Raw genomic sequence first — 22,306 nt, forward strand, 5'->3', positions numbered from 1 at the left:
CGCTCAGTTATAAGGGTTTGTCCTCGCGGCGGCCTTGGGCCTGAGTGGCACTCCAATCCATCAGCAAGCTATACGCCACCGCCAACAACGTCGGGCCGATAAACAGGCCGATAAACCCAAACGCAATCAACCCGCCAAACACCCCGAGCAGCACGATCACCAGCGGCAGGTTGCCGCCACGGCTGATCAGGTAAGGCTTGAGCACGTTGTCGACGCCGCTGATGATGAACGTGCCCCACACGCCAAGGAACACCGCGTAGGTGTAGTCGCCCTTCCACGCCAGCCAGGCCGTGGCCGGGATCCACACCAGCGGCGGGCCCATGGGGATCAGGCTGAGCAGGAAGGTGACGATGCCCAGCACCAGCGCGCCCGGCACGCCGGCGATCAGGAAACCGATCAGCGCCAGCAGCGCCTGGGCCGCCGCAGTACCGATCACGCCGTTGACCACCCGTTGCACGGTGCCCGCCACCAGTTCGATGTAGTAACCGGCACGGTCACCGATCAAGCGCTCCAGCAGGCGGTGCACGAACATCGCCAGGCGCGGCCCGTCACGGTAGAAAAAGAACACGAATACCAGGCTCAGGGTCAGCTCCAGAATGCCGCCGCCGATCTGCGCACTGCGCGCCAGCAGCCAGTTGCCGACCTGCCCCAGGTAAGGTTTGAGCGTGACCATCAACGCAGCGCCCTGCTGGTCGATGCTGTCCCACATGCCCACCAGCCGCTCGCCAACAAACGGGATCGAACCCAGCCAGGTTGGCGCTTCGGGCAGGCCGTCAACCTGGATATCCTTGATCAACGCCACCGCATCGCGCACATGATCCGCCAGGTTGAACCCCAGCCACACCAGCGGCACCGCCACCAGCAACATCCAGCCCAGGGTCAGGATGCCGGCGGCCAGCGATTCGCGGCCACCCAGCGCGCGGGTCAACAAACGCATCAGCGGCCAGCTGGCAAATGCCAGCACCGCGCCCCAGAACAGCGCCGACCAGAAGGGCGCCATGACCCAGAAGCTGGCACCAAACAGCACCAGCAGCAGGATTTGCACCAGCAGGCGATCGTTATTGAGCATGGGGTATCTCTAGAGGAAGGCGTTAGGAAGACAGCTTAGGCGAACGGCGCGGGGCCGTTCGCCCGATAACGCCTAGCGTATCAGATGCAGGTGCAGGCCCTTGGTGTCACCGGTGCCGGTCTCCAGGCGCGCGGCACGCACGCCCTTGCCGATCAAGGCCTGGCGCCAGGCTTCGGCATTCGGGCCGGCGAGGCTGACACGCAGGGTGGTGTCGAGGTTGAGCCCGCGGGAAATCAGGGTCAGCCAGGTGTCATCCGGCTCGGCACCCAAGGCAGGAAAGTCCAGCTCGCCGGTGCTTTTAAGCTCGCGCAACAGCGTGGCCGAGGTGGGCAGCAGGTCACCCAGCGGCGCGCCGGCATCCAACTGCTCCACGTGCAGATAGGCACGGCGGTTGCCACGGGTAATGGCATACAGCGCGATCAGGCTGTTCTCTTGCGGCTCGGCCAGGCGCAGCAGCAAGTATTCCTGCTCGCTGTCGGCCCCCACCAGCTTGGCGTTGCCGAAGATCTCGTTGGCCCACAGGCTGCTTTCTCCGCAATCACGGGCCTTGCACCAGAACAACAACTGCGCGCCTTTGGCCTGCAACGCCTCGCGCGTGGCGGTAAATGCGGTGCTGGAGCTGTGCTCGGCGGGCAACTCATAGGTAATCGCCGTGGCCTGACCGCGTGCGGTGGCCTGGCCTTCGTAGCGCAACTGGCCGCTGATCTTGCGGATCGCGCCCATGGGGTAGATGCGTTCCTTTTCTTCAGCGGGGCGGTAGTCGACGATTTGTGCGTCGACTTGCCGGGCCACGGCGGACAGGTCCTGGCTACCCGGCACGTCGGCGGCGAACACCAGTGGGCTGAGCAGGCTTAGCCCGAGGATACGGATACAGCCGTTACGCACGCTCATAGAATCAACGCGCCGTGGCCAGCGGAGGTCAGAGCAGTGTTGAGATGGTTCATGGTTGACTCCCTTTCAATCCGCCCAGCCTCGGCAGTTGACCCCGCCAAGTCAAGGCGCAGAGAAGAACCGATTGAAACAGTCTGCAACAAGAGCCGCGCCGGGCTCGTCATTCAGGTGCAAATGATGGCCGCCAGGCAGCGTGGTCACGGCGAAAGGTAGCTGGGAAAGCAATTCTGGATGTTTCGCCAGCATGCCGTCGGCCGCGACCACCAACTGCGTAGGGCAACCCACCCGCCGCACGAAGGCCATGGCTTGTTCGTCAGTCAGGCGCATCGGTGATGCCAGGGTCAAACGGCTGTCGGTACGCCAGGTGTAACCGCCCGGCACCGGCATCAAACCGCGCTGGGCCAGCAGTTCGGCGGCTTCGCGGCTGACCGCCACCAGGCCCTTCATGCGCACTTCCACGGCACGGTCCAGGGTGGCGTAGACCGGCTTGCGCTTGTCTTGCAGGTCCAATTGCGCCTGCAACGCCATGCCCAGGCGTTCGGCGGCGTTCTCGCCGCTGGCGGTCGGTGGGATCACGCCGTCGATCAAACCCAGGTGGGTCACGCGCTCCGGCAAGGCACCGGCCAGCACCAGGGACACGATGGCGCCAAGGGAGTGGCCAAGTAATGCAAAACGTTTCCAGCCCAGTTGTTCGGCCACTTGCAGCACGTCGTGGACGTAATCCCACAAGGCATAACCGGCCCCTGCAGGACGATGCGCCGAATGCCCATGCCCCGCCATGTCCAAGGCGACGATGCGCAAGCCCTGAAGCTTCGGCGCCAGCCGCGCAAAGCTGTTGGCGTTGTCCAGCCAGCCATGCAGGGCGATCACCGGCAAACCGTCTTCGGGCCCGAACAGATGGGCCGCCAGCTGTATATGGGGCAGGCTCAGGCGCACTTCTTCCACCGGCGCGCTCATGCGCAGTGGCCCTCACGGGCGGCCCAGCGGGAGAACAGGTTTTTGATCAAGGTCGCGGTGTCCTGGGGGCGTTCGAGGGGGAACATATGACCGCCGGGCATGGTGAGCATTTCGCCCATGGGCAGGCGATCGACGCCGCTGGCGTGGTGACGCATTACCACCCGGCTCTGGCGGCCACGCACCACCGCCAGCGGCACTTTCAACTGGCGCACCTGGCCGGGGCTGGTGTGGGGCACGCCCCGGTAGATGCTGATTTCGGTGGCCGGGTCAAAGCGCAGGCGCAGGCGGTCGCCCACCTGGTGCAGGCCATGTTGCAAGTACGCGTCGAAGCATTCCGGGTCGAAACCGCGAAACAGGGTTTTGCCGGCAAAGTAGCTGCGCGCGCTGTCCAGGTCATTGAACTCTTCACGCCGGCCCAGGGTGCGCCCGGCCGGGGTCAGGCGGTCGATAAACCCCAGGCGCTTGGCGGCGCGGATCACCCAGCGGTCGGCACGGGTCAGCACTGGCGAGTCAAGCATCACCACGCCACGGTACAACTGCGGGCAACGCATGGCCGCATGCAGGTGCAGCACGCCCCCCAAGGAATGACCGACGCCCCACACCGGTTCCGGCTGCTGTTCCAGGTGGTGGATCAACTCGTCTACCAGGTTCTGCCAGTTATCGTCCACCGGAAACCTGGGGTCGTGACCGTGCTGCGGCAAGTGAGCCACGGCGTATTCCGGGGCCAGGGCGGCAAACAACTTGCCGTACGTAGCCGAAGGGAAACCATTGGCGTGGGCAAAAAACACGTGCTGCGACATACCGGACTCATCTACAAAAACAGAAATCGATTGTCACCACGCCTGGCCGCAACAGCAATGACTGTAACTGCCAGGAATGATGACACTCACGCCACGCCTATCGCGCCGGCGGCTGCTCGCCCAGCGGCACCACGGCCATGGTCAGGCGCGAAACGCAACTGGCCTTGCCGTCGTCGTTGGTCAAGCGGATGTCCCACACCTGGGTGGTGCGGCCGATATGGATCGCCCGCGCCACCGCCGTCACCCGCCCGCTGCGCACACCGCGCAGGTGGTTGGCGTTGACCTCAAGGCCCACGCAATAAAACTTGCTGGCGTCGATACACAGGTAGGCCGCCATGGAGCCGACGCTTTCCGCCAGCACCACCGACGCGCCGCCGTGCAGCAAGCCGTAGGGCTGATGGGTACGGTGGTCGACCACCATGCTGGCGGTCAGGGATTCGTCGTCGAAGCTTTCGAAGCGGATGTCCAGCAGTTCACCAATGGTGTTTTTCTGGATTGCGTTGAGTTGTTCGATGTTGGGTTGGGTGCGCCACAGGCCCATGGGGGAGTCCTTTGTTGGTTTTATGATGAGCCTAATCCTGCCACAGAACGGATTCGGAACGCTCGCTCCAAGTCTGCAAATGTGCACCGTAAGTCGATTCGATCACGTTGCGCTTGATCTTCAGGGTCGGCGTGAGGAAGCCGTTTTCCACCGCCCAGTTGTCATTCACCACCACCAATTGGCGCAGGCGCTCATGTTTATCCAACCCCTGGTTGACCGCCTCCAGCCAGCGTTCAAGGCTGCCGTGCAGGGCTTGGCGGTCGTGCGCCAGCGCCGATAGCACACACAACGCAAGCGGCGCGCCAAGGCCATCGCCGACCACGCACACCTGCTCGATGTGGGCATGTTCGGCCAGGCGGTTTTCAATCGGCGCCGGGGCCACGTATTTGCCTTTGCTGGTCTTGAAGATTTCCTTGAGCCGCCCGGTCAGACGCAGGCGGCCGTCGGCGTCCTGCTCGCCCTTGTCGCCGGTGCGCAGGAAGCCATCGGCGGTGAGGGTCTCGGCGGTCTTCCCGGGGTCCTTGAAGTAACCGAGCATGGTCGCACCGCTGCGCACCTGCACTTCACCCGAGGCGTCGATGCGCACTTCAACACCCGGGCATGGCTGGCCGATCCAGCCGATTGTCTGCTGGCCGGGGCGGCACACATGGGAATAGCCGCAACTTTCGGTCATGCCATACACCTCCAGCACATCCAGGCCCAGGCGTTGATACCAGCGCAGCAGCGCCTCGGGCACCGGCGCCGCGCCGGACAGGGCGATGCGCAGCGCATCCAGGCCGAGGCCGGCGAGCACGTTATGGCCCACACGCTTGCCGATAAACGGCAGGCGCAACAAGGTATCGAGGCGCTTTTGCGGGATCTTGGCGTAGACGCCCAGCTGGAATTTGGTCCAGATGCGCGGCACACCAAACAACGCCGTCGGCCGCGCCCTGCGCAGGTCTGTCAGAAAGGTATCCAGGCTCTCGGCGAAAAATACGGTTTGCCCGGTATAGATCGCCGCCATCTCAACAAACATCCGCTCGGCCACATGGCACAGCGGCAAGTACGACAACAACCGGTCACCCTCCCCCAGGCCAAACACTTCGGTGCCGCGCGTGGCGGCAAAGCCCAGGGCGCCGAAACTGTGCATCACGCCCTTGGGCAGGCCGGTGGTGCCGGAGGTGTAGATGATGGTCGCAAGGTCCGATGCCGCAGGCTCTGGGTTGTCTTGAATAGGCGTGCAGGCTTGCAGGTCGGCCCAGCTGAAATCAAACGCGCCGGACGGGCACAGCGGCAGGCTGATGGTCGGCACACCTGCGGGCACACCGGGCGCCATGGCGGGCCAATCGTCCAACTTGCCGATGAACACCAGCGCCGTCTCGGAGTGCGTCAGCACATGAGCGACGGAGTCGGCAGTGAGGTTGGGGTACAGCGGCACCGAGACATGCCCGGCCATCCAGATCGCCAGGTCGGCGATGATCCAGTGCGCGCAGTTTTTCGAGATCAGGGCAATGTGCGAACCACGGGGCAGTTCGCGGGCACGCAGCCAGTGCGCGGCGCAACGGGCCTGGTGGCCGACTTCGCCCCAGGTGAGGCTGTGCACCTCGCCACCGCCAACGGGCTGCACCAGAAAGGTTTTGCGCGGATGGCGCGCTTCACGTTCAAAGAAGACCTGCAACGGCAAACGAAAAGCGACGGGCATGGGACGCGCTCCTTTGTGGTCCGATCATAGCCAACCAAGCACTTGCTTGGCTGACTATATAGCACACACAAAGCAGCGATTCAGCCTACGGATTCTTCACGCTGACCAGGCTCATCAGCCCCGCCAGCGGGAAATCCCCTTCCAGTTCCGCGAGGCTCGCGGTGTGCATCGGTTGCGGCTGACGCTGATGGCCATGCTGCAAAAAGCTGATCAGGCTGCCCACCAACGGCTGGTGGCTGACCAGCAGCACGTTGTCATCGGTGTCGAGTTTTTCCAGCACTTGCAGCGGGTTGCCCTCGGGGGTCAGCCACGGCACCGTGCGAATTTGCGGCTCAAAGCCCAAGGCCTGGCGCACCAGTTGTGCGGTCTGCTGCGCCCGCACATAGGGGCTGGCGATGATCGCACTGAGGGGCAGGCCGATCAGGTGCGCAGCACTGCGCAAGACTTCGCCACGGCCATGTTCGGTGAGGTTGCGCTCGGCATCCGTGCGGGCATGCCCTTCGGCCTCACCGTGGCGCAAAATCCACAGCTTCACAGTTTTGGCTCTTCATCGCGCACCGGGTGCGGCGCGGGCGGCACGCTGTGGGCGGCTTCTCCCTCGGGTGCGCGCGGGGTTGGCCAATCGGCGAATGGCCACGGCTTTTGCTCGGTGTGAAAGCTGCCGAAGCGGCCGATCTGCGCGAGGAACTGGCTGAGGCTGTCGCCGAAGTTCATCAGGCCCAGGTTCGGCGCGCCGTACACCAGGCGGTAGATCAGTTGCACCACCACCAAGGCGCCGAGCAGGAACTGCGCGACCTGCCACACCAGGACAAACACCAGCATCCACAGGATGCGCAACACAATGGATTCGTACTTGGGCGCTGCTTTCTGATCGTTCATGACGCGTTCCTCAGTTGAAACCACTGGTGGAAATAAAATCGACATCGGTTTTCGGCTCGGCGCGCATCAGCAGCTCGATGACCTGGTTCAAGGTGCGCCCTTCAAACAGGATCGCGTGCAACCCGGCGACCAACGGCATATACACGCCGACTTCCTGAGCCTTGGCCTTCAGCACCTTGAGGGTGTTGACGCCTTCGGCCACTTCGCCCAGGCGCGTCACCGCGTCCTCCAGGCTCAAGCCCTGGCCCAGGGCGAAACCGACCTGGTAGTTGCGGCTTTTCGGCGACGAGCAGGTGACGATCAAGTCGCCCACGCCGGCGAGCCCGAGGAAGGTCATCGGGTTGGCGCCCTGGTTCACCGCAAAGCGGGTCATCTCGGCCAGCGCTCGGGTGATCAACATGCTCTTGGTGTTTTCACCCATGCCCAGCGCCACCGCCATGCCGGCGATGATCGCGTAGACGTTTTTCAACGCGCCGCCCAGTTCGACACCAAAGCGGTCGCCGCTGGCGTAGACGCGGAAGGTGCGGCCATGCAGCACGGCCTGGACCCGCTCGCACAGTTCCTCATCTTCACTGGCGACCACCGTGGCGGTCAGCGCGTGCTCGGCGACTTCCCGCGCCAGGTTCGGCCCGGACAACACGCCAATGCGCGCCTCGGGGGCGATCTCGGTGAGGATTTCGCTCATCAGCATAAAGGTCTGCGCCTCGATGCCCTTGGTCAGGCTGACCAGCAGCTTGCCGGCCAAGCGCTCGGCATGGGGCGCCAGCACCGCGCGCAAGGCGCTGGACGGCAGCGCGACGAAGCACAGGTCGCACGCCGTCAGGGTTGCCAGCAAGTCCGTGACGGGTTCGACCGCCGCGTGGATCTTGATGCCTTTAAGGTATCGGGGGTTTTCGCGGTGTACCCGGATGGCCTCGGCTTGCTCGGGATCACGCATCCACTGGCGTACCGCGTGGCCGTTTTCGGCCAGCAGGTTAGCCACGGCGGTGCCAAAACTTCCGCCTCCGAGGACCGCAATAGGGCGCTGTTCAGTCATATGCAATCCGTTAATCCATACCAGTGGCGATGGCGGCATTATACGGAGCGACCCGCTTGCAGCCAGCCCCCACGTCAATTCGTGGGAATGTCAGAAAATGCCACATTTGTGTGAAGTAATTGCAAGTCCTACGACTGGCAAATGGCCCGACCTCAGTTAACATGGGCGGCTATCCGCAATTATCAAGGCCGTTCCGTGTATTTGGGCCCTCCTCCCCGTTCATCCCTGCTGCTGATGCTGCTGTGCAGCGGCACGGCTTTGGCCGACGATCTGTTCCTCGACAGCCAACCGCTGCCGCAGGTGCTCACTGCCACCCGCCTGAAGCAATCGGCCGCCGCCGTGCCGGGCAGCATGACGGTGATCGACAGCGAGTTGATCAAGGCCAGCGGCGCGCGGGACATCAGCGAGCTGCTGCGCCTGGTGCCGGGAATGATGGTCGGCTACACCACCGGCAACCAGGCGGCGGTGAACTACCACGGCACCAGCGCCAGCGACGCACGGCGCATGCAGGTGTTGATCGACGGGCGCTCGGTATACCGCGCCGGCCTGGCGACCGTGGACTGGAGCGACATTCCAGTGGCCATGGAAGATATCGAGCGCATCGAAGTGTTCCGTGGCCCCAACACCGTCAGCTACGGCGCCAATGCGCTGATGGCGGTGGTGAATATCCTGACGCGCTCGCCGGCCAACAGCCAGGGCACACGGGTGAAAGTCATCCGCGGTGAGCGCGGGATCAACGACTTTTATGCCAGCCAAGGCGTGCGCTGGGACACCGGCGACCTACGCCTGTCCCTGTCCGGGCAACAGGACGACGGCTTTGACAGCGATGCCGCCGGCGCCGACCGCCGCGACAGCCGTCGCCTCAACCGCTTCAGCCTGGCCGTGAGCCAAACGTTGAACGCGCAACAAAGCATCGACTGGCAACTGAATGCCAAGGAAGGGACCAACCAGCGGCCCTATACCTACACGCCGGTATTCGACGGGATTACCGAAGGTGGCAACAATTCCGACGTCGCTGCCAAGGACTATGCCGCATCCCTGCGCTGGAACTTCGACTTCAACCCCGAGCACAGCCTGTATATCCAGGGCTCGGCCCAACAGTGGGATCGCCAGCAGATCTGGAAGGCCTGTGACGCCAAGGTCTCGTTCAGCCCCGAATTGACGCGGCTTTGGCAGCTCAACCCCAACTACGCCGAACAACTGGCGCGGCACATGGACAGCTACAGCCAGGGCGTCGCCCCGCCGGGCAGCGCCGACGAGCAAGCATTGGGTAACCAGGTCCTGGACCAGTGGCGCAACGGTGCCAACCAGAGCGTGTGCGGCGACATCAACCAAAGCACCCGCGAAAGCCGCTACGACCTGGAGATTCAGGACACCCTGAGCCTGTCCGACAGCCTGCGCCTGGTCAGCGGTGTGAATTATCGCTATGACCGCGCCGACTCCGACACCTACTTCAACGGCACCCTGGACGACACCACCTGGCGCCTGTTCGGCCAACTGGAATGGCGCGCCAGCGAGCACTGGTTGTTGCAGGGCGGTGCGATGTTCGAAGACACCCACCTGAGCGGCAGCTCGCTGACGCCACGGGTGGCGGTCAACTACCTGATCAACCCGCGCCACGGTTTGCGCGCGGTGTATTCCGAGGCGATCCGCTCGCCAGACATGTTCGAGAACAACGTCAACTGGAGCTACCGCGTCACCAACCTCAGTTCACCGGCCTACGGGCAGAATACCGGCCAGTACTTTGTGGTGACACGTGGCCCGGGCAACCTCGACAAAGAGCTGATGCGCTCGCGGGAGCTGGGCTACAACGGCTTCTTCGCCGACATCGGGCTGAACCTGGACGTGAAGCTGTTCTACGACGAGATCACCGAAATGATCAGTTCTCCGTTGCGCAATAACCAGTACATTGCCAGCAACGCCAACAGCTCGCGGTTTACCGGCGCCGAATCCCAATTCGACTGGCGCATGAGCAGCGCCGACCGCCTGCGGCTGACCTATGCTTACGTCGATGCAACCACCAGCAACCCCAAGGACAAGGCCCAGACCGCACGTAACAGTGGCTCGGCCGGCTGGCTGCGGGAATGGGGCCGGGGCTGGTCCAGCGCGCTGTTCTATTATGGCGACGATGCCCTCAACCAATATCGCTTCGAACGGGTCGACCTGCGGGTGGCCAAGCGCATTGCCCTGGGCAAAGCCAACGTGGAGCTGGCCGGCATGTTGCAACAACGCCTCGATAACCAGCCCACCACCTGGGCCGATAACAACTACGACTCGCGTCATGTGCTCTATTTCAGTGCGGAGCTAGAGTTCTGACATGGGCGCTCAGTCAAGGATGACCCACGTCTATAGGCCAAGGCTTTGGCGGCGCGCCCTGCTGTTGCTGTGCCTGCTGTTCAGTGTGCCGGCCTGGACTGCCGATATCCTGCTGACCGCCGACGACGACGGCGCTGGCGTACAGGCCTTCACCGAAGCCCTGGCCAAGGCACGCCCGGAAGACCATGTCACCTTTACCCCGCTCAAGGACTTGCCCGCACCGGGCCGCCTGCCCGCGAGCACGCGCCTGGTCCTGCTGGACCTGGCGGGGCTCGACTGGCGCCTGCAAGACGCCCAGGGCCCGCCGACCCTGGTGCTGCGCATCAGTCGCCTGCAAGCCCGGCAACGCCTGGGCAACCACCTGCCGCCCAGGATCAGCCTGCTGTGGAGCGACCCGCCGTTGGCGCGCCAGTTGCAGTTGATCGCCAGCATCCTGCCCCAGGCCCGGCGCATCGGCGTGCTCTACGCGGCCGACAGCGAGTTCCTCCTGCCAGAACTGCGTGAGTACGCCACGCCCATGGGCCTGGAAGTAGTGCCGCAGCTGTGGGAAAACACCAATGACAGCCGCCCGTTGCAAAACCTGTTCAAGAGCAGTGATGTGCTGCTCGGCCTCGATGACCCGCAACTCTACAACCCGAAAACCGCGAAAAACCTGCTGTTGAGCAGCTACGCCCGGCAATTGCCGCTGGTGGGGCCCAATGCCGGGTTCGTCCGGGCCGGCAGCCTGGCCAGCACCTACAGCGACCAGAGCGATTGGCTGGCAGTGCTCGACCGCCTGCTGGACCAGCCACCGGCCACCTGGCCACGCACGCTGTACCCGGAACACTTCAAAGTCGCGGGCAACCCGCAAGTCGCACGCTCGCTGGGGCTCGAAGAGGTTGATGAAACCAACGTCGCCGCCCGGTTGGCCGAAGGAGAAAAACGCCCATGACCCTGCGTCGTCGTTGGGATATCAACACCCGCACCCAGCTTATTACCCTGGGCCCGGCACTGTTGCTGACGTTGCTGTTGATCAGCTTCTTTACCTTCGTGCGCATCCAGGATTTGCGCCAGGAGCTGGACCACACCGGCCAACTGATCGCCAACCAGCTAGCGCCCGCCACCGAATACGGGGTGATTTCCGGCAACAACGATGTGCTGGAGAGCCTGCTGCGCGCGACACTGGCGACGCCCCATGTGCGCTTCCTGGAGATCCAGGACAGCGCCGAGAACATCCTGGTGTACGTTGAACAACCCTCGGAAACCCATGACCGCTCGCTGTCGGTCAAAGTCTTCCAGGCGCCGATCCGCCTGCAACATATCCAGCTGGGCAATGACTTCTTCCAGGACAACCTCAACGAACCCAAGCCGCCCCGCGCGGATTACCTGGGACGGGTGATCGTCGGCATGTCCAACGACGCCTTCAGCCAGCGCCAGCAGGAAATCCTGTTCAAGGCGGGCATCCTGGCGCTGTTTGCCCTGTTGTTTACGTTCCTGCTGGCACGGCGCCTGGCCGCGAGCCTGTCGCAGCCGATCAGCGCCATGGGCCACGCGGTCAAGGCGATCCAGCAAGGCGACTACAAGACACCGCTGCCGATTGTCGATGACTCGGAGCTGGGCGACCTGTCGCGGCATATCAACAACCTGGCCGAAGGCCTCAACCAGGCCAGCCGCGAGCAACACCAGGCCATGGCCCAGCTGATCCAGACCCGCGAAGAGGCGGAACGGGCGAACAACGCCAAGTCGGATTTCCTGGCGATGATGAGCCATGAGCTGCGTACGCCGATGAACGGCGTACTGGGGATGCTGCAACTGTTGGAAACCACCGAGATGACCGAGGAGCAGACCGAATACGCGGCGCTGGCCTCCGAGTCCACCGAGCATTTGCTCAAGGTCATCAACGATATCCTCGACTTCTCGCGCATCGAACGGGCCGCCCTGGAGCTGGAGCATATTCCGTTCAACCTGGCAGACTTGATCAACAGTTGCGCCCAAGCCTTCCAGCACAGCGCCGTACAACGCGGGCTGGTGTTGGAGCTGCTGATTCCGCCGGGCATGGCCGCCCTGCAAGTGCAGGGTGACCCGACGCGCATCCGGCAAATCCTGGTAAACCTGATCGGCAACGCCTTGAAGTTCACCGAACAGGGCAACGTGACCATCGAGCCGCAGTGGCAACCCCTCGATCACGAACTGCTGTGGTTTACCTGCACCGTGCGTGACAGCGGCATTGGCATTTCGGCCGATCGCCTGGAGCTGATGTTCGACGCGTTCCAGCAGGCCGACAGCTCCATCTCCAGACGCTACGGCGGTACCGGCCTGGGCCTGCCCATCGCCCGCACCCTGGCCGAACGCATGGGCGGCACGTTGCGCGCGCAAAGCGAAGAAAACCGTGGCTCGGTGTTTACCCTGGAAATCCCCCTGGCCATCGACCAGCAATACTTGCCGAAGATTGCCCATGACGGCGACGGCAAAAGCAGCGCCGGTGATGGCCGCCATGTGTTGCTGGTGGAGGACAACCCGGTCAACCGCACCGTGGTCGAAGCCATGTTGCGCAGCCTGGGCTTTGAAGTCAGCCTGGCCACCGACGGCGCCGAGGCGATCCGCAGTGCCGAAAGCCTGATTTTCACCGCAATCCTGATGGACTGCCGGTTACCGCTGATCGATGGCTACGAGGCGACCCGGCAGATTCGCCAATTGCCGGGCTGCGCTGACCTGCCGATCATCGCCCTCACCGCCAACGCCTTGCAGGGCGACCGCGAAGCCTGCCTGGCCGCCGGGATGAACGATTACCTGGCCAAGCCATTCAAACGCACGGATTTGCAGCAAATCCTGCAACGTTGGGTGCAATAGCGCCACGCCATCAGCCAACTCCGACTGGCGTGAAAGACGAAAGTGCGGCAGTCTTAGGCACCCAAACGGACCGATAAACAGGCCCGGTTTAAAATTTCAGTGAACAAGTGTACATTCAGTGCCTTGCCGCTGTGACTTTCACTACAACGCAATAGTCTATGTGTAGGCTGCCGGTATGAGGCGTAACGCTTCAGTCGGTTCGGGAAGATTTACCCTACCCTGCCGCATGGGATTATTGAGGAGCTCGCATGACCAAACAAAACGCCTTTACCCGGGAAGACCTGCTGCGCTGCAGTCGCGGTGAGCTGTTCGGCCCAGGTAACGCGCAACTGCCCGCCCCGAACATGCTGATGGTGGATCGCATCACCCATATCAGCGAAGAGGGTGGCAAGTACGGCAAAGGTGAATTGGTCGCCGAGCTGGATATCACCCCGGACCTGTGGTTCTTTGCCTGCCACTTCGAAGGCGATCCTGTCATGCCAGGCTGCCTGGGCCTTGACGCCATGTGGCAGTTGGTCGGTTTCTTCCTCGGCTGGCAAGGCTTGCCGGGTCGCGGTCGCGCCCTGGGTTCGGGCGAAGTGAAGTTCTTTGGCCAGGTCCTGCCGACCGCCAAGAAAGTCACCTACAACATTCAAATCAAGCGCGTCCTCAAGGGCAAGCTGAACCTGGCCATCGCCGATGGTTCGGTGAGCGTCGACGGTCGCGAGATCTATACTGCCGAAGGCCTTCGGGTCGGCGTATTCACTTCCACTGACAACTTTTAAGGGTTATCCGCATGCGCCGCGTCGTTATCACTGGTCTGGGCATCGTTTCTTGCCTGGGCAATGACAAAGAGACCGTCACCGCTAACCTGCGTGCAAGTCGCCCTGGCATCCGCTTCAACCCGGAATATGCCGAAATGGGTCTGCGTAGCCAGGTTTCCGGCTCCATCGACCTGCCCCTCGAAGAACTGATCGATCGCAAGATCTATCGCTTCGTCGGCCACGCTGCCGCCTACGCCTACCTGGCCATGAAAGACGCCATCGCCGACTCCGGCCTGAGCGACGACCAGGTTTCCAACGTACGCACCGGCCTGATCGCCGGCTCGGGCGGCGCATCGACCCTCAACCAGATGGAAGCGCTGGACATCCTGCGCGAAAAAGGCGTGAAGCGCGTTGGCCCGTACCGTGTCACGCGGACCATGGGCAGCACCGTTTCGGCCTGCCTGGCCACGCCATTTGCCATCAAGGGCGTGAACTACTCGATCTCCTCGGCGTGCGCCACCAGTGCTCACTGCATCGGTACTGCGGTCGAGCAGATCCAGCTGGGCAAGCAGGACATCGTGTTCGCCGGCGGTGGTGAAGAAGAGCACTGGAGCCAATCGTTCCTGTTCGACGCCATGGGCGCACTGTCCACCCAGTACAACGAAACCCCGGAAAAGGCCTCCCGCGCCTACGACGCCAAGCGTGACGGTTTCGTCATTGCCGGCGGTGGCGGCATGGTGGTGGTCGAGGAGCTGGAACACGCTCTGGCCCGTGGTGCCAAAATCTACGCGGAAATCGTTGGCTACGGCGCGACGTCCGACGGCTACGACATGGTTGCACCAAGCGGTGAAGGCGCCATCCGTTGCATGCAGATGGCAATGTCCACCGTGGATACCCCAATCGACTACCTGAACACCCACGGCACCTCGACTCCGGTCGGCGACGCCAAGGAAATGGAAGGCGTGCGTGCGGTATTCGGCGACAAGGCTCCGGCCATCAGCTCCACCAAGAGCCTGTCGGGTCACTCCCTGGGCGCCGCCGGCGTTCACGAAGCGATCTACTGCCTGCTGATGATGGAAGGCAACTTCATTGCCGGCTCGGCCAACATCGATGAACTGGACCCGGCCGTCGCTGATATGCCGATCCAGCTCAAGACCGTTGAAAACGCCAAGATCGACACCGTGATGAGCAACAGCTTCGGCTTCGGTGGCACTAACGCCACCCTGGTGCTGAAACGCTGGCAGGGTAAGTAACACCTGTAGCTTGATTGCATGAAAAAGCCCCGACTGGTTCGGGGCTTTTTTATGGGTGCTGGATTTTAGACCGAGTCGCCTGCTTCGCGAGCAAGCCCGCTCCCACATTTGACCGAGTACATCCTTTGGAATGCGGTCAAGTGTGGGAGCGGGCTTGCTCGCGAAGGGGCCAACCGGATTCTGAGCCCTACACCGAAAACCGCGCCACCATGCTGTTCAAGCCCACCGCCAACCGCGACAACTCCTGGCTCGCCGCACTCGTCTGGTTCGCCCCGGTAGACGTCTGATGCGCCAGATCACGAATATTCATCAGGTTGCGATCCACCTCCCGCGCCACCGCCGCCTGCTGCTCCGACGCACTGGCGATCACCAGGTTTCGCTCATTGATCAAGGTAAACGCCGACGCAATCGCCTCCAACGCTGTCCCCGCCGATTTGGCGATTTCCAGCGTGGCGTGTGCCCGCGTATTACTGTGTTGCATGGAACTGACCGCCTGATCGGTACCCTGCTGGATGCCGCTGATCATCAGCTCGATTTCCTGGGTGGACTGCTGCGTGCGATGCGCCAGCGCCCGCACTTCATCGGCCACCACCGCAAACCCACGCCCGGCGTCCCCCGCCCGGGCGGCCTCGATGGCCGCATTCAGCGCCAGCAGGTTGGTCTGCTCGGCAATTGAACGGATCACATCCAGCACCTTGCTGATGCCATAGACCTTCTGCGCCAAATCCTCGACCTGCGTGGCATTCGCCGTCACATCCGAGGCCAGCGCCTCGATCGACACCACCGTCTGCTGCACCTGTTCACGCCCCTGCTGGGCGATGCGGTCGGACTCCCGGGACGCCTGGGACGTGGCCACCGCGTTGCTGGCCACCTCCTCCACGGCCACCGTCATCTGATTGACCGCCGTCGCTGCTTGCTCGATTTCCTGGTTCTGCTGGTGCAGGCCACGGGTGGCATCCTCGGTCACGCAACTGAGCTCCTCGGAAGCGGAGGCCAGTTGGTTCGACGATTCGGCGATCTGCCGGATAGTGTCCCGCAGGTGTTCCTGCATGCCCTTGAGCGCTTGCTGCAAACGCGCGGGCTCGTCCTTGCCGGTGACGTTGATCTCGCCGGTCAGATCGCCGCTGGCCACGCCCTGGGCGACTTTCAGCGACTGCGCCAGGGGCAGCACAATGCTGCGGGTCAGCCACACGGCCAGGCCGATGGTGATCAGCGCCGTCAGTGCAATCATGCCCACCACCCAACTGCGCGACTGGCTGAACACGCTCTGCGCCACGTTCGCGGCCAGGTTGGCATTGGTTTTGTTGAGTTTGACCAGGTCATGCAGAGTGACGGCCATTTCGTCGGCGAGTTGATTCATCTCGCCGTTGACCACCTTGATCGCGTCGTCCAACTGATTGCTCTTGGAAAGCTCCATGACCTGCTCCTGACGTTGCAGGTATTGCTGCTCCTGGGCCTTGAAACGGTCGAACAGCGTGCGTTCCTCGGGCAGCACGATCAGCGCTTCATACAAGCTCTGCGCCTGGTGCAGGCCGTTCTTGAGGTCGCTGAGCTTCTGCTCATTCTGCGCCAGCGCCTGGGGGGCACGATTGAGCAACAAGCGCAGGGTCAGCGCACGCACCCGCAACAGGTCCTGGCTCATCTCCCCTACCGCCATCACGCTGGGTAGCCAGTTGTTCTCCACCTGATCGGACTGCTGGCGCATATTGGCCATCTGCAACAGGGCGAAGCCGCCCAACGCGAACACCATCAACGCCAACACGCCAAAGCCCAGGCCGGCGCGCGGGGCGATATTCAGACTTCTGATACTCATGCCTTGGTTCCTTCCAAATGCGCTGCATCCATTTGCAGCTGGCTCTTGAAAGGTATCGGCCTATGAGTGCCTTTGCGTAAGACGAAAACGCGATATCAACGCGGCGTACCATCGCGGGTAGCTTTAGGCAGGATGGCCAGGAAGTTGTCCCGCGCCACTTTCTGGGCGACGTCCTCAGGCAAGGCATCCAAAAAGGGGTCGAAGCTACGCATTTCCTTACCCAACTTATTGAATCGCCCTACTACGTCCGAACCCAACATAAACCGCTCAGGGAAGCGTTCCACCAGCTTTACCCACTCGGGGCGGGGCTGACCGGCATCGTCCAACAGATACGGCGTGAGCATGCTCCATGACAGATCGATGTACAGGTTGGGATAAGCCTCCAGCAGGCGACTCAAGGTTGGCAGCAAAAAGTCCATCTGCACCTGGTGACGATGGATTTCCTTGCTGGTGCCGGCATGGGCCCAGATAAAGCGGGTGTGCGGATGGTTGCGCAGCGGCTCTTCCACTTCGGCCAGGTACAACGGGTTGCGCTCGCGCTTGGAGGTGATGTTGGAGTGCAGCATCACCGGCAGATCGTTTTCTGCCGCCAGGTGATAGATGCGGGTCATGGCTTCGTTATTGGCGCGCGGGGTGTCGCCTGCCGTGATGGCCGTGAGGTCGTCATGGCGCGTGAATACTTCGCCGATGCCCTGCCACAGCCCTGGGTTGAGGTCGAGCATGCGCTGGATATGGGCGGCCGAGTTCTTGTCATTGGGGTTGAAGCCGGACAGGAACGGATGAAAGCGGCGGCGCTGTTCGGGGGTCAGTTTGTTGACCGCTGCCGCGACAATCACGTCGGTGGCGCTGTACCAGTAGGCATCGGCGTCGTCCCCCGCGTAGTAACGCGGCCGCTTGGGCTCGTCTTCGTGCCATTTTTTTGCAACGGGAATGCCGGAAATCATCACATGTTCGATGCGGCTGTCGGCCATGGCCTGCAGCAGTTTGTCCATGCCCGCGGTTTCCTGGAAGAAATCCACGTAATGCAGGTGGGCATCACTGTAGGCGTAGTCGCGAGCCTGCACAGCAAGGCTGCTGGCGGTGAGCAACAGGGCCAGCGTCAGGCGGGTCAAGGGCACGATAAAATCTCGATAAGGGCTGATACGGGTAGACCTTGCTCACGCTGCCAGGGTTCATCCGGCAAAAAACACGGAACACCGAAGTGCCAGCATGCTCTATAACTGCATGACCTTCATCCTGCCACCCCATGAGGTTTACCATGCCTGTTACCGTTAATACCCTGAACCAGGACAACTTCCGTCATAGCGTGAACATCGACAACCATGAGTTGTTTACCGACCTGCCCAAAAGCCTGGGCGGCGATGATTCGGCGCCATCCCCCCATGATTACTTCGATGCCGCACTGGCGTCGTGCAAAGCCCTGACCGTCAGGCTCTATGCACAGAAAAAGGATATCCCGCTGACTGGCGTGACCGTCGAAGTCACCCACGACGCCACCGAAGAGCAAAAAGGCAAATACAAGCTCAACGTCAAGCTGACGCTCAAGGGCGTGCTCACCGACGAGCAACGCGACGAACTGCACCGTGTGGCAGATCGCTGCCCCGTGCACAAGCTTATGACCACCGCCGAAGTCACTATCGAGACAAAGCTGTCGGAAGGCGCCTTCAGCCAATAGCGGCAACATCCTACCGAGCGGGTTATGCTCAGCAGCACCTAACCCGCTCAGACTGGGACGCACCATGACTTCTCTCACCGTGATCCGCCCTCGCCCCGAAGATGTCGAAGGCCAACCCATCCTGCGCCCACTACCCTCCCGTGAATGCCGCAGCGTCGGGCCCTTCGTGTTTTTCGACCATATGCTGGCGACCCGCTATGCGCCAGGCAGCGGCATGAATATCCGCCAGCACCCGCATATCGGCCTCTCCACCCTCACCTACCTGTTCGAAGGCACCTTGCAGCACAAGGACAGCCTGGGTTCGGACCAGGTGGTGCAAGCCGGCGACGTCAGCTGGATGACTGCCGGTAGCGCGATTGCCCACGTCGAACGCACGCCCGAGGCCGTCAAGGCCGCAGGATTCAACCTGCACGGCCTGCAAGTGTGGCTGGCGTCGCCCAAGGATCACGAAACCGGGCCGGGGCACTACAGCCATCACCCGGCGGCGAGCCTGCCGGTCAGTGACAACCTGGGGGTGCAGATTCGCCTGATCGCCGGCAGTGGTTTCTGCCTGAGGTCACCGGTGCCGGTGCTGTCGCCCACCCTGTATGCCGAAGTACGGATGCAGACGGCCACCACCCTGCTGATTCCTGACGAGCATGAGGAACGGGCGGTGTATGTGCTGGACGGCGACGCGCAACTGGACGGTGAGCCGCTAGAGGTACACAGCCTGGTGGTGTTGCCGGCGGGTCAAGAGATGGCGCTGTTTGCCGAGACGGAGTGCCACCTGGTGGTGTTTGGCGGCGCGCCGCTGGATGGGCCACGGCGGATCAATTGGAATTTTGTCGCGAGTGATCCGGCGGTTATCGAGCAGGCAAGGCAGCGTTGGGCGGCGGGGGATTGGCCGACGGTGCCCGGTGAAACAGACAGGATAGAGTTGCCCTCACGATGATCGTTCCCACGCTCTGCGTGGGGATGCAGCCCTTGACGCTCCGCGTCACAAGGAGCGGACGCGGAGCGTCCAGTGAGGCATTCCCACGCGGAGCGTGGGAACGATCTGTGGGCGCTGAGGGATCAGCCCTTGAACACTTCATCCAACAAATCATGCATCGACTTGAACGCCCGCTTGGCCGTTTTCGCGTCATACATCATCTTACCCGGCACATTGGCGTGCGGGTCGGTGAAGGAATGCACCGCGCCGCCGTAGCTCAGCAATTGCCAATCCACCCCAGCCGCGTTCATTTCATCTTCAAACGCCGGCAGTTGCGCTTTTGGCACCAGTGGATCGGATGCGCCGTGCAGCACCAGCACTGAACCCTGGATGAGCTTGGCACCCGCCGGGTTCTGGGTGTCGATGGTGCCGTGGAACGACACGGCGGCCTTCAGCGGTGCGCCGGTACGCGCCAGCTCCAGCGAGCAGAAACCCCCGAAGCAGAAACCGAAGGTCGCCAGCTTCGAGGTGTCCACCTCGGCCTGGGCCTGCAGTTGCGCAAAGGCGGCCTGCAGGCGCTTGAGCAACTCAGGGTTATCGTTCTTCAACGGCATCATCGCCGCGCCGGCCTCATCGCCATTCGACGGGCGAACGGTTTGCCCGTACAGGTCGGCGATCAGCACCACGTAGCCTTTGCTGGCCACACTCTTGGCGATCTCTTCGGCACCCGCACTCACCCCCATCCAGTTCGGCGCCATCAACAGACCCGGCAGCGGGCCCTGGTGGCTGGCATCGAACGCCAGGCGGCTTTCGTAGGACTGGCCATCAAGCTGATAGACCACGGAACGCACAGTGACTTGGCTCATCATTTACTCCAGTTGAGGTGCACGAGAACGAAAAAGCCCGCCGAAGCGGGCTTTTGTACAACGGTGTCAGACCGACAGTTCAACCAACAGCTTGTTCAGGCGGCGCACGTAGGCGGCCGGGTCCTTCAAGCTGTCGCCAGCGGCCAGGGCCGCCTGGTCGAAGAGGATGTGCGACAGGTCGCCAAACCGCTCTTCGCTTTGCTCGCCGTCGAGCTTCTCGATCAACGGGTGAGCCGGGTTGAATTCGAAGATCGGCTTGGAGTCCGGAACCTTCTGGCCGCTGGCTTCGAGGATCTGGCGCATCTGCATGCCCAGGTCCTGCTCGCCGATGGCCAGGATCGCCGGGGAGTCGGTCAGACGGTGGGAAACCCGCACTTCGCTGACGGCATCGCCCAGGGCAGTCTTGATTCGTTCAACCAGGCCTTCTTTGGCCTTGGCGACTTCTTCGGCTTCTTTCTTCTCTTCTTCGGAGTCCAGGTTACCCAGGTCCAGGTCACCACGGGCCACGTCGACGAACGACTTGCCGTCGAACTCGCTGAGGTAGCTCATCAGCCACTCGTCGATACGGTCAGTCAGCAGCAGCACTTCGATGCCTTTCTTGCGGAAGACCTCAAGGTGCGGGCTGTTCTTGACCTGGGCGTAGGTTTCGCCGGTCAGGTAGTAGATCTTGTCCTGACCTTCCTTGGCGCGGGCCAGGTACTCGGCCAGGGACACCACCTGCTCGCCGCCCTCTTCGTGCGTCGAAGCAAAGCGCAGCAGGCCGGCGATTTTTTCCTTGTTGGCAAAATCCTCGGCCGGGCCTTCTTTCATGACCTGGCCGAAGTTTTTCCAGAAGCCCTTGTATTGCTCAGGCTCGTTCTTCGCCAGTTTTTCCAGCATGTCGAGCACGCGCTTGGTCAGCGCCGACTTCATGGAGTCGATGATCGGGTCTTTCTGCAGGATTTCCCGCGACACGTTCAGCGACAGGTCATTGGAGTCGACCACGCCTTTGATAAAGCGCAGGTACAACGGCAGGAAGGATTCCGCCTGATCCATCACGAACACGCGCTGCACGTAGAGCTTCAGGCCTTTTGGCGCTTCACGCTGGTACAGGTCGAACGGCGCACGGGCCGGTACGTAGAGCAACGAGGTGTATTCCAGCTTGCCTTCGACCTTGTTGTGGGTCCAGCTCAGCGGGTTCTCGTAGTCGTGGGCGATGTGCTTGTAGAACTCCTGGTATTCCTCGTCTTTGACTTCGGTACGAGGACGGGTCCACAGGGCGCTGGCGCGGTTGACCACTTCCCATTCCTGGGCAGGTTGTTCTTCGCCTTCGGCAGCAGCCTGTTCTTTCGGCAGCTCGATGGGCAAAGCGATATGGTCGGAGTACTTCTTGATGATGTTGCGCAGACGGTAACCGTCGGCGAACTCATCTTCATTGGCTTTGAGGTGCAGCACGATACGGGTGCCACGGTCAGCCTTCTCGATAGTGGCGATTTCAAATTCGCCCTCACCTTTGGACGACCAGTGCACGCCTTCGCTGGCGTCGAGGCCGGCGCGACGGCTGAACACTTCAACCTTGTCGGCAACAATAAAAGCCGAGTAGAAGCCCACGCCGAACTGGCCGATCAGGTGCGAATCTTTCTTCTGATCGCCCGACAGGTTCTTCATGAAATCTGCGGTACCGGATTTGGCGATGGTACCCAGGTGGGTAATCGCGTCTTCACGGCTCATGCCGATGCCGTTGTCTTCGAGGGTGACGGTCTTGGCGTCCTTGTCGAAGCTCACACGGATTTTCAGTTCGGCGCCACCTTCCAGCAACTCTGGCTTGGACAGGGCTTCGAAACGTAATTTGTCGACAGCGTCAGAGGCGTTCGAGATCAATTCGCGAAGGAAGATTTCCTTGTTGGAATACAGCGAATGGATCATGAGGTGCAGCAGTTGCTTCACCTCGGTCTGGAAGCCCAGGGTTTCCTTTTGAGTTTCCACACTCATGGTCATCAAACTCCAATTGGATGGCAGTGGCCGCTTTCTCAAAGGTCGGCGGCGGGTTGTCATCAAAGTTGGGGGC

20 protein-coding genes are annotated in these 22,306 nt (G+C 62.2%); 7 read left to right on the forward strand and 13 right to left on the reverse strand.

All coding sequences use genetic code 11. The features are described 5' to 3' along the window. Positions 1 to 7: 7 nt before the first annotated feature. From ACZRMO_RS20290 to ACZRMO_RS20330, 9 genes are all read right to left on the reverse strand, one after another. A complete protein-coding gene (locus tag ACZRMO_RS20290; protein WP_124525302.1) occupies positions 8 to 1,069 on the reverse strand; it encodes an AI-2E family transporter in 1,062 nt (353 codons plus the stop codon). A gap of 72 nt (positions 1,070 to 1,141) precedes the next feature. After that, complete coding sequence (locus ACZRMO_RS20295) at positions 1,142 to 1,960, reverse strand: DUF4892 domain-containing protein (RefSeq protein WP_463973984.1); 819 nt, start codon at positions 1,958 to 1,960, stop codon at positions 1,142 to 1,144. Positions 1,961 to 2,062: 102 nt separating this feature from the next. Next, a complete protein-coding gene (locus ACZRMO_RS20300) occupies positions 2,063 to 2,917 on the reverse strand; it encodes an alpha/beta hydrolase (RefSeq protein ID WP_463973985.1) in 855 nt (284 codons plus the stop codon). Continuing rightward, complete coding sequence (locus ACZRMO_RS20305) at positions 2,914 to 3,717, reverse strand: alpha/beta fold hydrolase (protein WP_463973986.1); 804 nt, start codon at positions 3,715 to 3,717, stop codon at positions 2,914 to 2,916. Before ACZRMO_RS20305 ends, ACZRMO_RS20300 begins: the two co-directional genes overlap by 4 nt. Before the next feature lie 97 nt (positions 3,718 to 3,814). Further along, entirely contained in the window at positions 3,815 to 4,258 is a 444-nt protein-coding gene (locus ACZRMO_RS20310) for a hotdog fold thioesterase (RefSeq protein ID WP_017734313.1), read from the reverse strand. A 31-nt stretch (positions 4,259 to 4,289) separates the two neighbouring features. Continuing rightward, positions 4,290 to 5,939, reverse strand: a complete 1,650-nt coding sequence (locus ACZRMO_RS20315; RefSeq protein WP_463973987.1) for an AMP-binding protein — start codon at positions 5,937 to 5,939, stop codon at positions 4,290 to 4,292. Between the two features lie 85 nt (positions 5,940 to 6,024). Beyond that, the gene (gene sixA / locus ACZRMO_RS20320) at positions 6,025 to 6,474 is read right to left on the reverse strand and encodes a phosphohistidine phosphatase SixA (protein WP_463973988.1); all 450 of its coding nucleotides are present in this window, start codon (positions 6,472 to 6,474) and stop codon (positions 6,025 to 6,027) included. Further along, positions 6,471 to 6,818 carry a DUF4389 domain-containing protein gene (locus tag ACZRMO_RS20325; RefSeq protein ID WP_463973989.1) on the reverse strand — a complete coding sequence of 116 codons (348 nt, stop codon included), beginning with the start codon at positions 6,816 to 6,818 and terminating at the stop codon, positions 6,471 to 6,473. Before ACZRMO_RS20325 ends, sixA begins: the two co-directional genes overlap by 4 nt. A gap of 10 nt (positions 6,819 to 6,828) precedes the next feature. Next, the gene (locus ACZRMO_RS20330; RefSeq protein WP_463973990.1) at positions 6,829 to 7,854 is read right to left on the reverse strand and encodes an NAD(P)H-dependent glycerol-3-phosphate dehydrogenase; all 1,026 of its coding nucleotides are present in this window, start codon (positions 7,852 to 7,854) and stop codon (positions 6,829 to 6,831) included. Between the two features lie 195 nt (positions 7,855 to 8,049). On the opposite strand from ACZRMO_RS20330, the gene ACZRMO_RS20335 reads away from it, so the two are divergent. The 5 genes from ACZRMO_RS20335 to fabB all read left to right on the forward strand — a co-directional run bounded on the left by ACZRMO_RS20335 (position 8,050) and on the right by fabB (position 14,995). After that, on the forward strand, positions 8,050 to 10,170 hold the full coding sequence (locus tag ACZRMO_RS20335) for a TonB-dependent receptor plug domain-containing protein (protein WP_463973991.1): 2,121 nt from the start codon (positions 8,050 to 8,052) through the stop codon (positions 10,168 to 10,170). Position 10,171: 1 nt separating this feature from the next. Beyond that, positions 10,172 to 11,101 (forward strand): ABC transporter substrate binding protein, encoded by a 930-nt coding sequence (locus tag ACZRMO_RS20340; protein WP_463973992.1) that lies wholly within the window; start codon positions 10,172 to 10,174, stop codon positions 11,099 to 11,101. Beyond that, positions 11,098 to 12,999 (forward strand): ATP-binding protein, encoded by a 1,902-nt coding sequence (locus ACZRMO_RS20345; RefSeq protein WP_463973993.1) that lies wholly within the window; start codon positions 11,098 to 11,100, stop codon positions 12,997 to 12,999. The genes ACZRMO_RS20340 and ACZRMO_RS20345 overlap by 4 nt, the downstream gene beginning before the upstream one ends. Before the next feature lie 248 nt (positions 13,000 to 13,247). Further along, entirely contained in the window at positions 13,248 to 13,763 is a 516-nt protein-coding gene (gene fabA / locus ACZRMO_RS20350; protein ID WP_010211704.1) for a 3-hydroxyacyl-[acyl-carrier-protein] dehydratase FabA, read from the forward strand. An 11-nt stretch (positions 13,764 to 13,774) separates the two neighbouring features. Beyond that, complete coding sequence (fabB, locus tag ACZRMO_RS20355) at positions 13,775 to 14,995, forward strand: beta-ketoacyl-ACP synthase I (protein ID WP_105522250.1); 1,221 nt, start codon at positions 13,775 to 13,777, stop codon at positions 14,993 to 14,995. Between the two features lie 187 nt (positions 14,996 to 15,182). On the opposite strand, the gene ACZRMO_RS20360 is transcribed toward fabB, so the two are convergent. Beyond that, on the reverse strand, positions 15,183 to 16,808 hold the full coding sequence (locus ACZRMO_RS20360; protein ID WP_463973994.1) for a methyl-accepting chemotaxis protein: 1,626 nt from the start codon (positions 16,806 to 16,808) through the stop codon (positions 15,183 to 15,185). 95 nt (positions 16,809 to 16,903) lie between these two features. Continuing rightward, complete coding sequence (locus ACZRMO_RS20365; RefSeq protein WP_463973995.1) at positions 16,904 to 17,926, reverse strand: amidohydrolase family protein; 1,023 nt, start codon at positions 17,924 to 17,926, stop codon at positions 16,904 to 16,906. A 140-nt stretch (positions 17,927 to 18,066) separates the two neighbouring features. Between ACZRMO_RS20365 and ACZRMO_RS20370 the strand changes: the two genes are divergently transcribed. Further along, complete coding sequence (locus tag ACZRMO_RS20370; RefSeq protein WP_463973996.1) at positions 18,067 to 18,483, forward strand: OsmC family protein; 417 nt, start codon at positions 18,067 to 18,069, stop codon at positions 18,481 to 18,483. Between the two features lie 64 nt (positions 18,484 to 18,547). Then, entirely contained in the window at positions 18,548 to 19,414 is an 867-nt protein-coding gene (locus ACZRMO_RS20375) for a pirin family protein (protein WP_463973997.1), read from the forward strand. A 122-nt stretch (positions 19,415 to 19,536) separates the two neighbouring features. Here the strand turns inward: ACZRMO_RS20375 and ACZRMO_RS20380 are convergent, their stop codons facing one another. Both ACZRMO_RS20380 and htpG read right to left on the reverse strand, forming a co-directional pair. After that, entirely contained in the window at positions 19,537 to 20,259 is a 723-nt protein-coding gene (locus ACZRMO_RS20380) for a dienelactone hydrolase family protein (RefSeq protein WP_463973998.1), read from the reverse strand. Between the two features lie 66 nt (positions 20,260 to 20,325). Further along, entirely contained in the window at positions 20,326 to 22,230 is a 1,905-nt protein-coding gene (gene htpG, locus ACZRMO_RS20385) for a molecular chaperone HtpG (RefSeq protein WP_463973999.1), read from the reverse strand. Positions 22,231 to 22,306: the final 76 nt, after the last annotated feature.

The sequence above is a fragment of the Pseudomonas sp. B611 genome (assembly GCF_055407965.1).

Excerpts from the sequence above, each read along its gene's own strand:
- ACZRMO_RS20325 (WP_463973989.1), bottom strand. The coding sequence starts at position 6,818 with ATGAACGATCAGAAAGCAGCGCCCAAGTACGAATCCATTGTGTTGCGC.
- fabA (WP_010211704.1), top strand. The coding sequence starts at position 13,248 with ATGACCAAACAAAACGCCTTTACCCGGGAAGACCTGCTGCGCTGCAGT.
- ACZRMO_RS20380 (WP_463973998.1), bottom strand. The coding sequence starts at position 20,259 with ATGAGCCAAGTCACTGTGCGTTCCGTGGTCTATCAGCTTGATGGCCAG.
- ACZRMO_RS20305 (WP_463973986.1), bottom strand. The coding sequence starts at position 3,717 with ATGTCGCAGCACGTGTTTTTTGCCCACGCCAATGGTTTCCCTTCGGCT.
- ACZRMO_RS20375 (WP_463973997.1), top strand. The coding sequence starts at position 18,548 with ATGACTTCTCTCACCGTGATCCGCCCTCGCCCCGAAGATGTCGAAGGC.
- fabB (WP_105522250.1), top strand. The coding sequence starts at position 13,775 with ATGCGCCGCGTCGTTATCACTGGTCTGGGCATCGTTTCTTGCCTGGGC.
- ACZRMO_RS20300 (WP_463973985.1), bottom strand. The coding sequence starts at position 2,917 with ATGAGCGCGCCGGTGGAAGAAGTGCGCCTGAGCCTGCCCCATATACAG.
- ACZRMO_RS20290 (WP_124525302.1), bottom strand. The coding sequence starts at position 1,069 with ATGCTCAATAACGATCGCCTGCTGGTGCAAATCCTGCTGCTGGTGCTG.
- ACZRMO_RS20330 (WP_463973990.1), bottom strand. The coding sequence starts at position 7,854 with ATGACTGAACAGCGCCCTATTGCGGTCCTCGGAGGCGGAAGTTTTGGC.
- ACZRMO_RS20310 (WP_017734313.1), bottom strand. The coding sequence starts at position 4,258 with ATGGGCCTGTGGCGCACCCAACCCAACATCGAACAACTCAACGCAATC.
- ACZRMO_RS20340 (WP_463973992.1), top strand. The coding sequence starts at position 10,172 with ATGGGCGCTCAGTCAAGGATGACCCACGTCTATAGGCCAAGGCTTTGG.
- ACZRMO_RS20370 (WP_463973996.1), top strand. The coding sequence starts at position 18,067 with ATGCCTGTTACCGTTAATACCCTGAACCAGGACAACTTCCGTCATAGC.
- ACZRMO_RS20295 (WP_463973984.1), bottom strand. The coding sequence starts at position 1,960 with ATGAGCGTGCGTAACGGCTGTATCCGTATCCTCGGGCTAAGCCTGCTC.
- ACZRMO_RS20360 (WP_463973994.1), bottom strand. The coding sequence starts at position 16,808 with ATGAGTATCAGAAGTCTGAATATCGCCCCGCGCGCCGGCCTGGGCTTT.
- ACZRMO_RS20315 (WP_463973987.1), bottom strand. The coding sequence starts at position 5,939 with ATGCCCGTCGCTTTTCGTTTGCCGTTGCAGGTCTTCTTTGAACGTGAA.
- ACZRMO_RS20345 (WP_463973993.1), top strand. The coding sequence starts at position 11,098 with ATGACCCTGCGTCGTCGTTGGGATATCAACACCCGCACCCAGCTTATT.
- htpG (WP_463973999.1), bottom strand. The coding sequence starts at position 22,230 with ATGAGTGTGGAAACTCAAAAGGAAACCCTGGGCTTCCAGACCGAGGTG.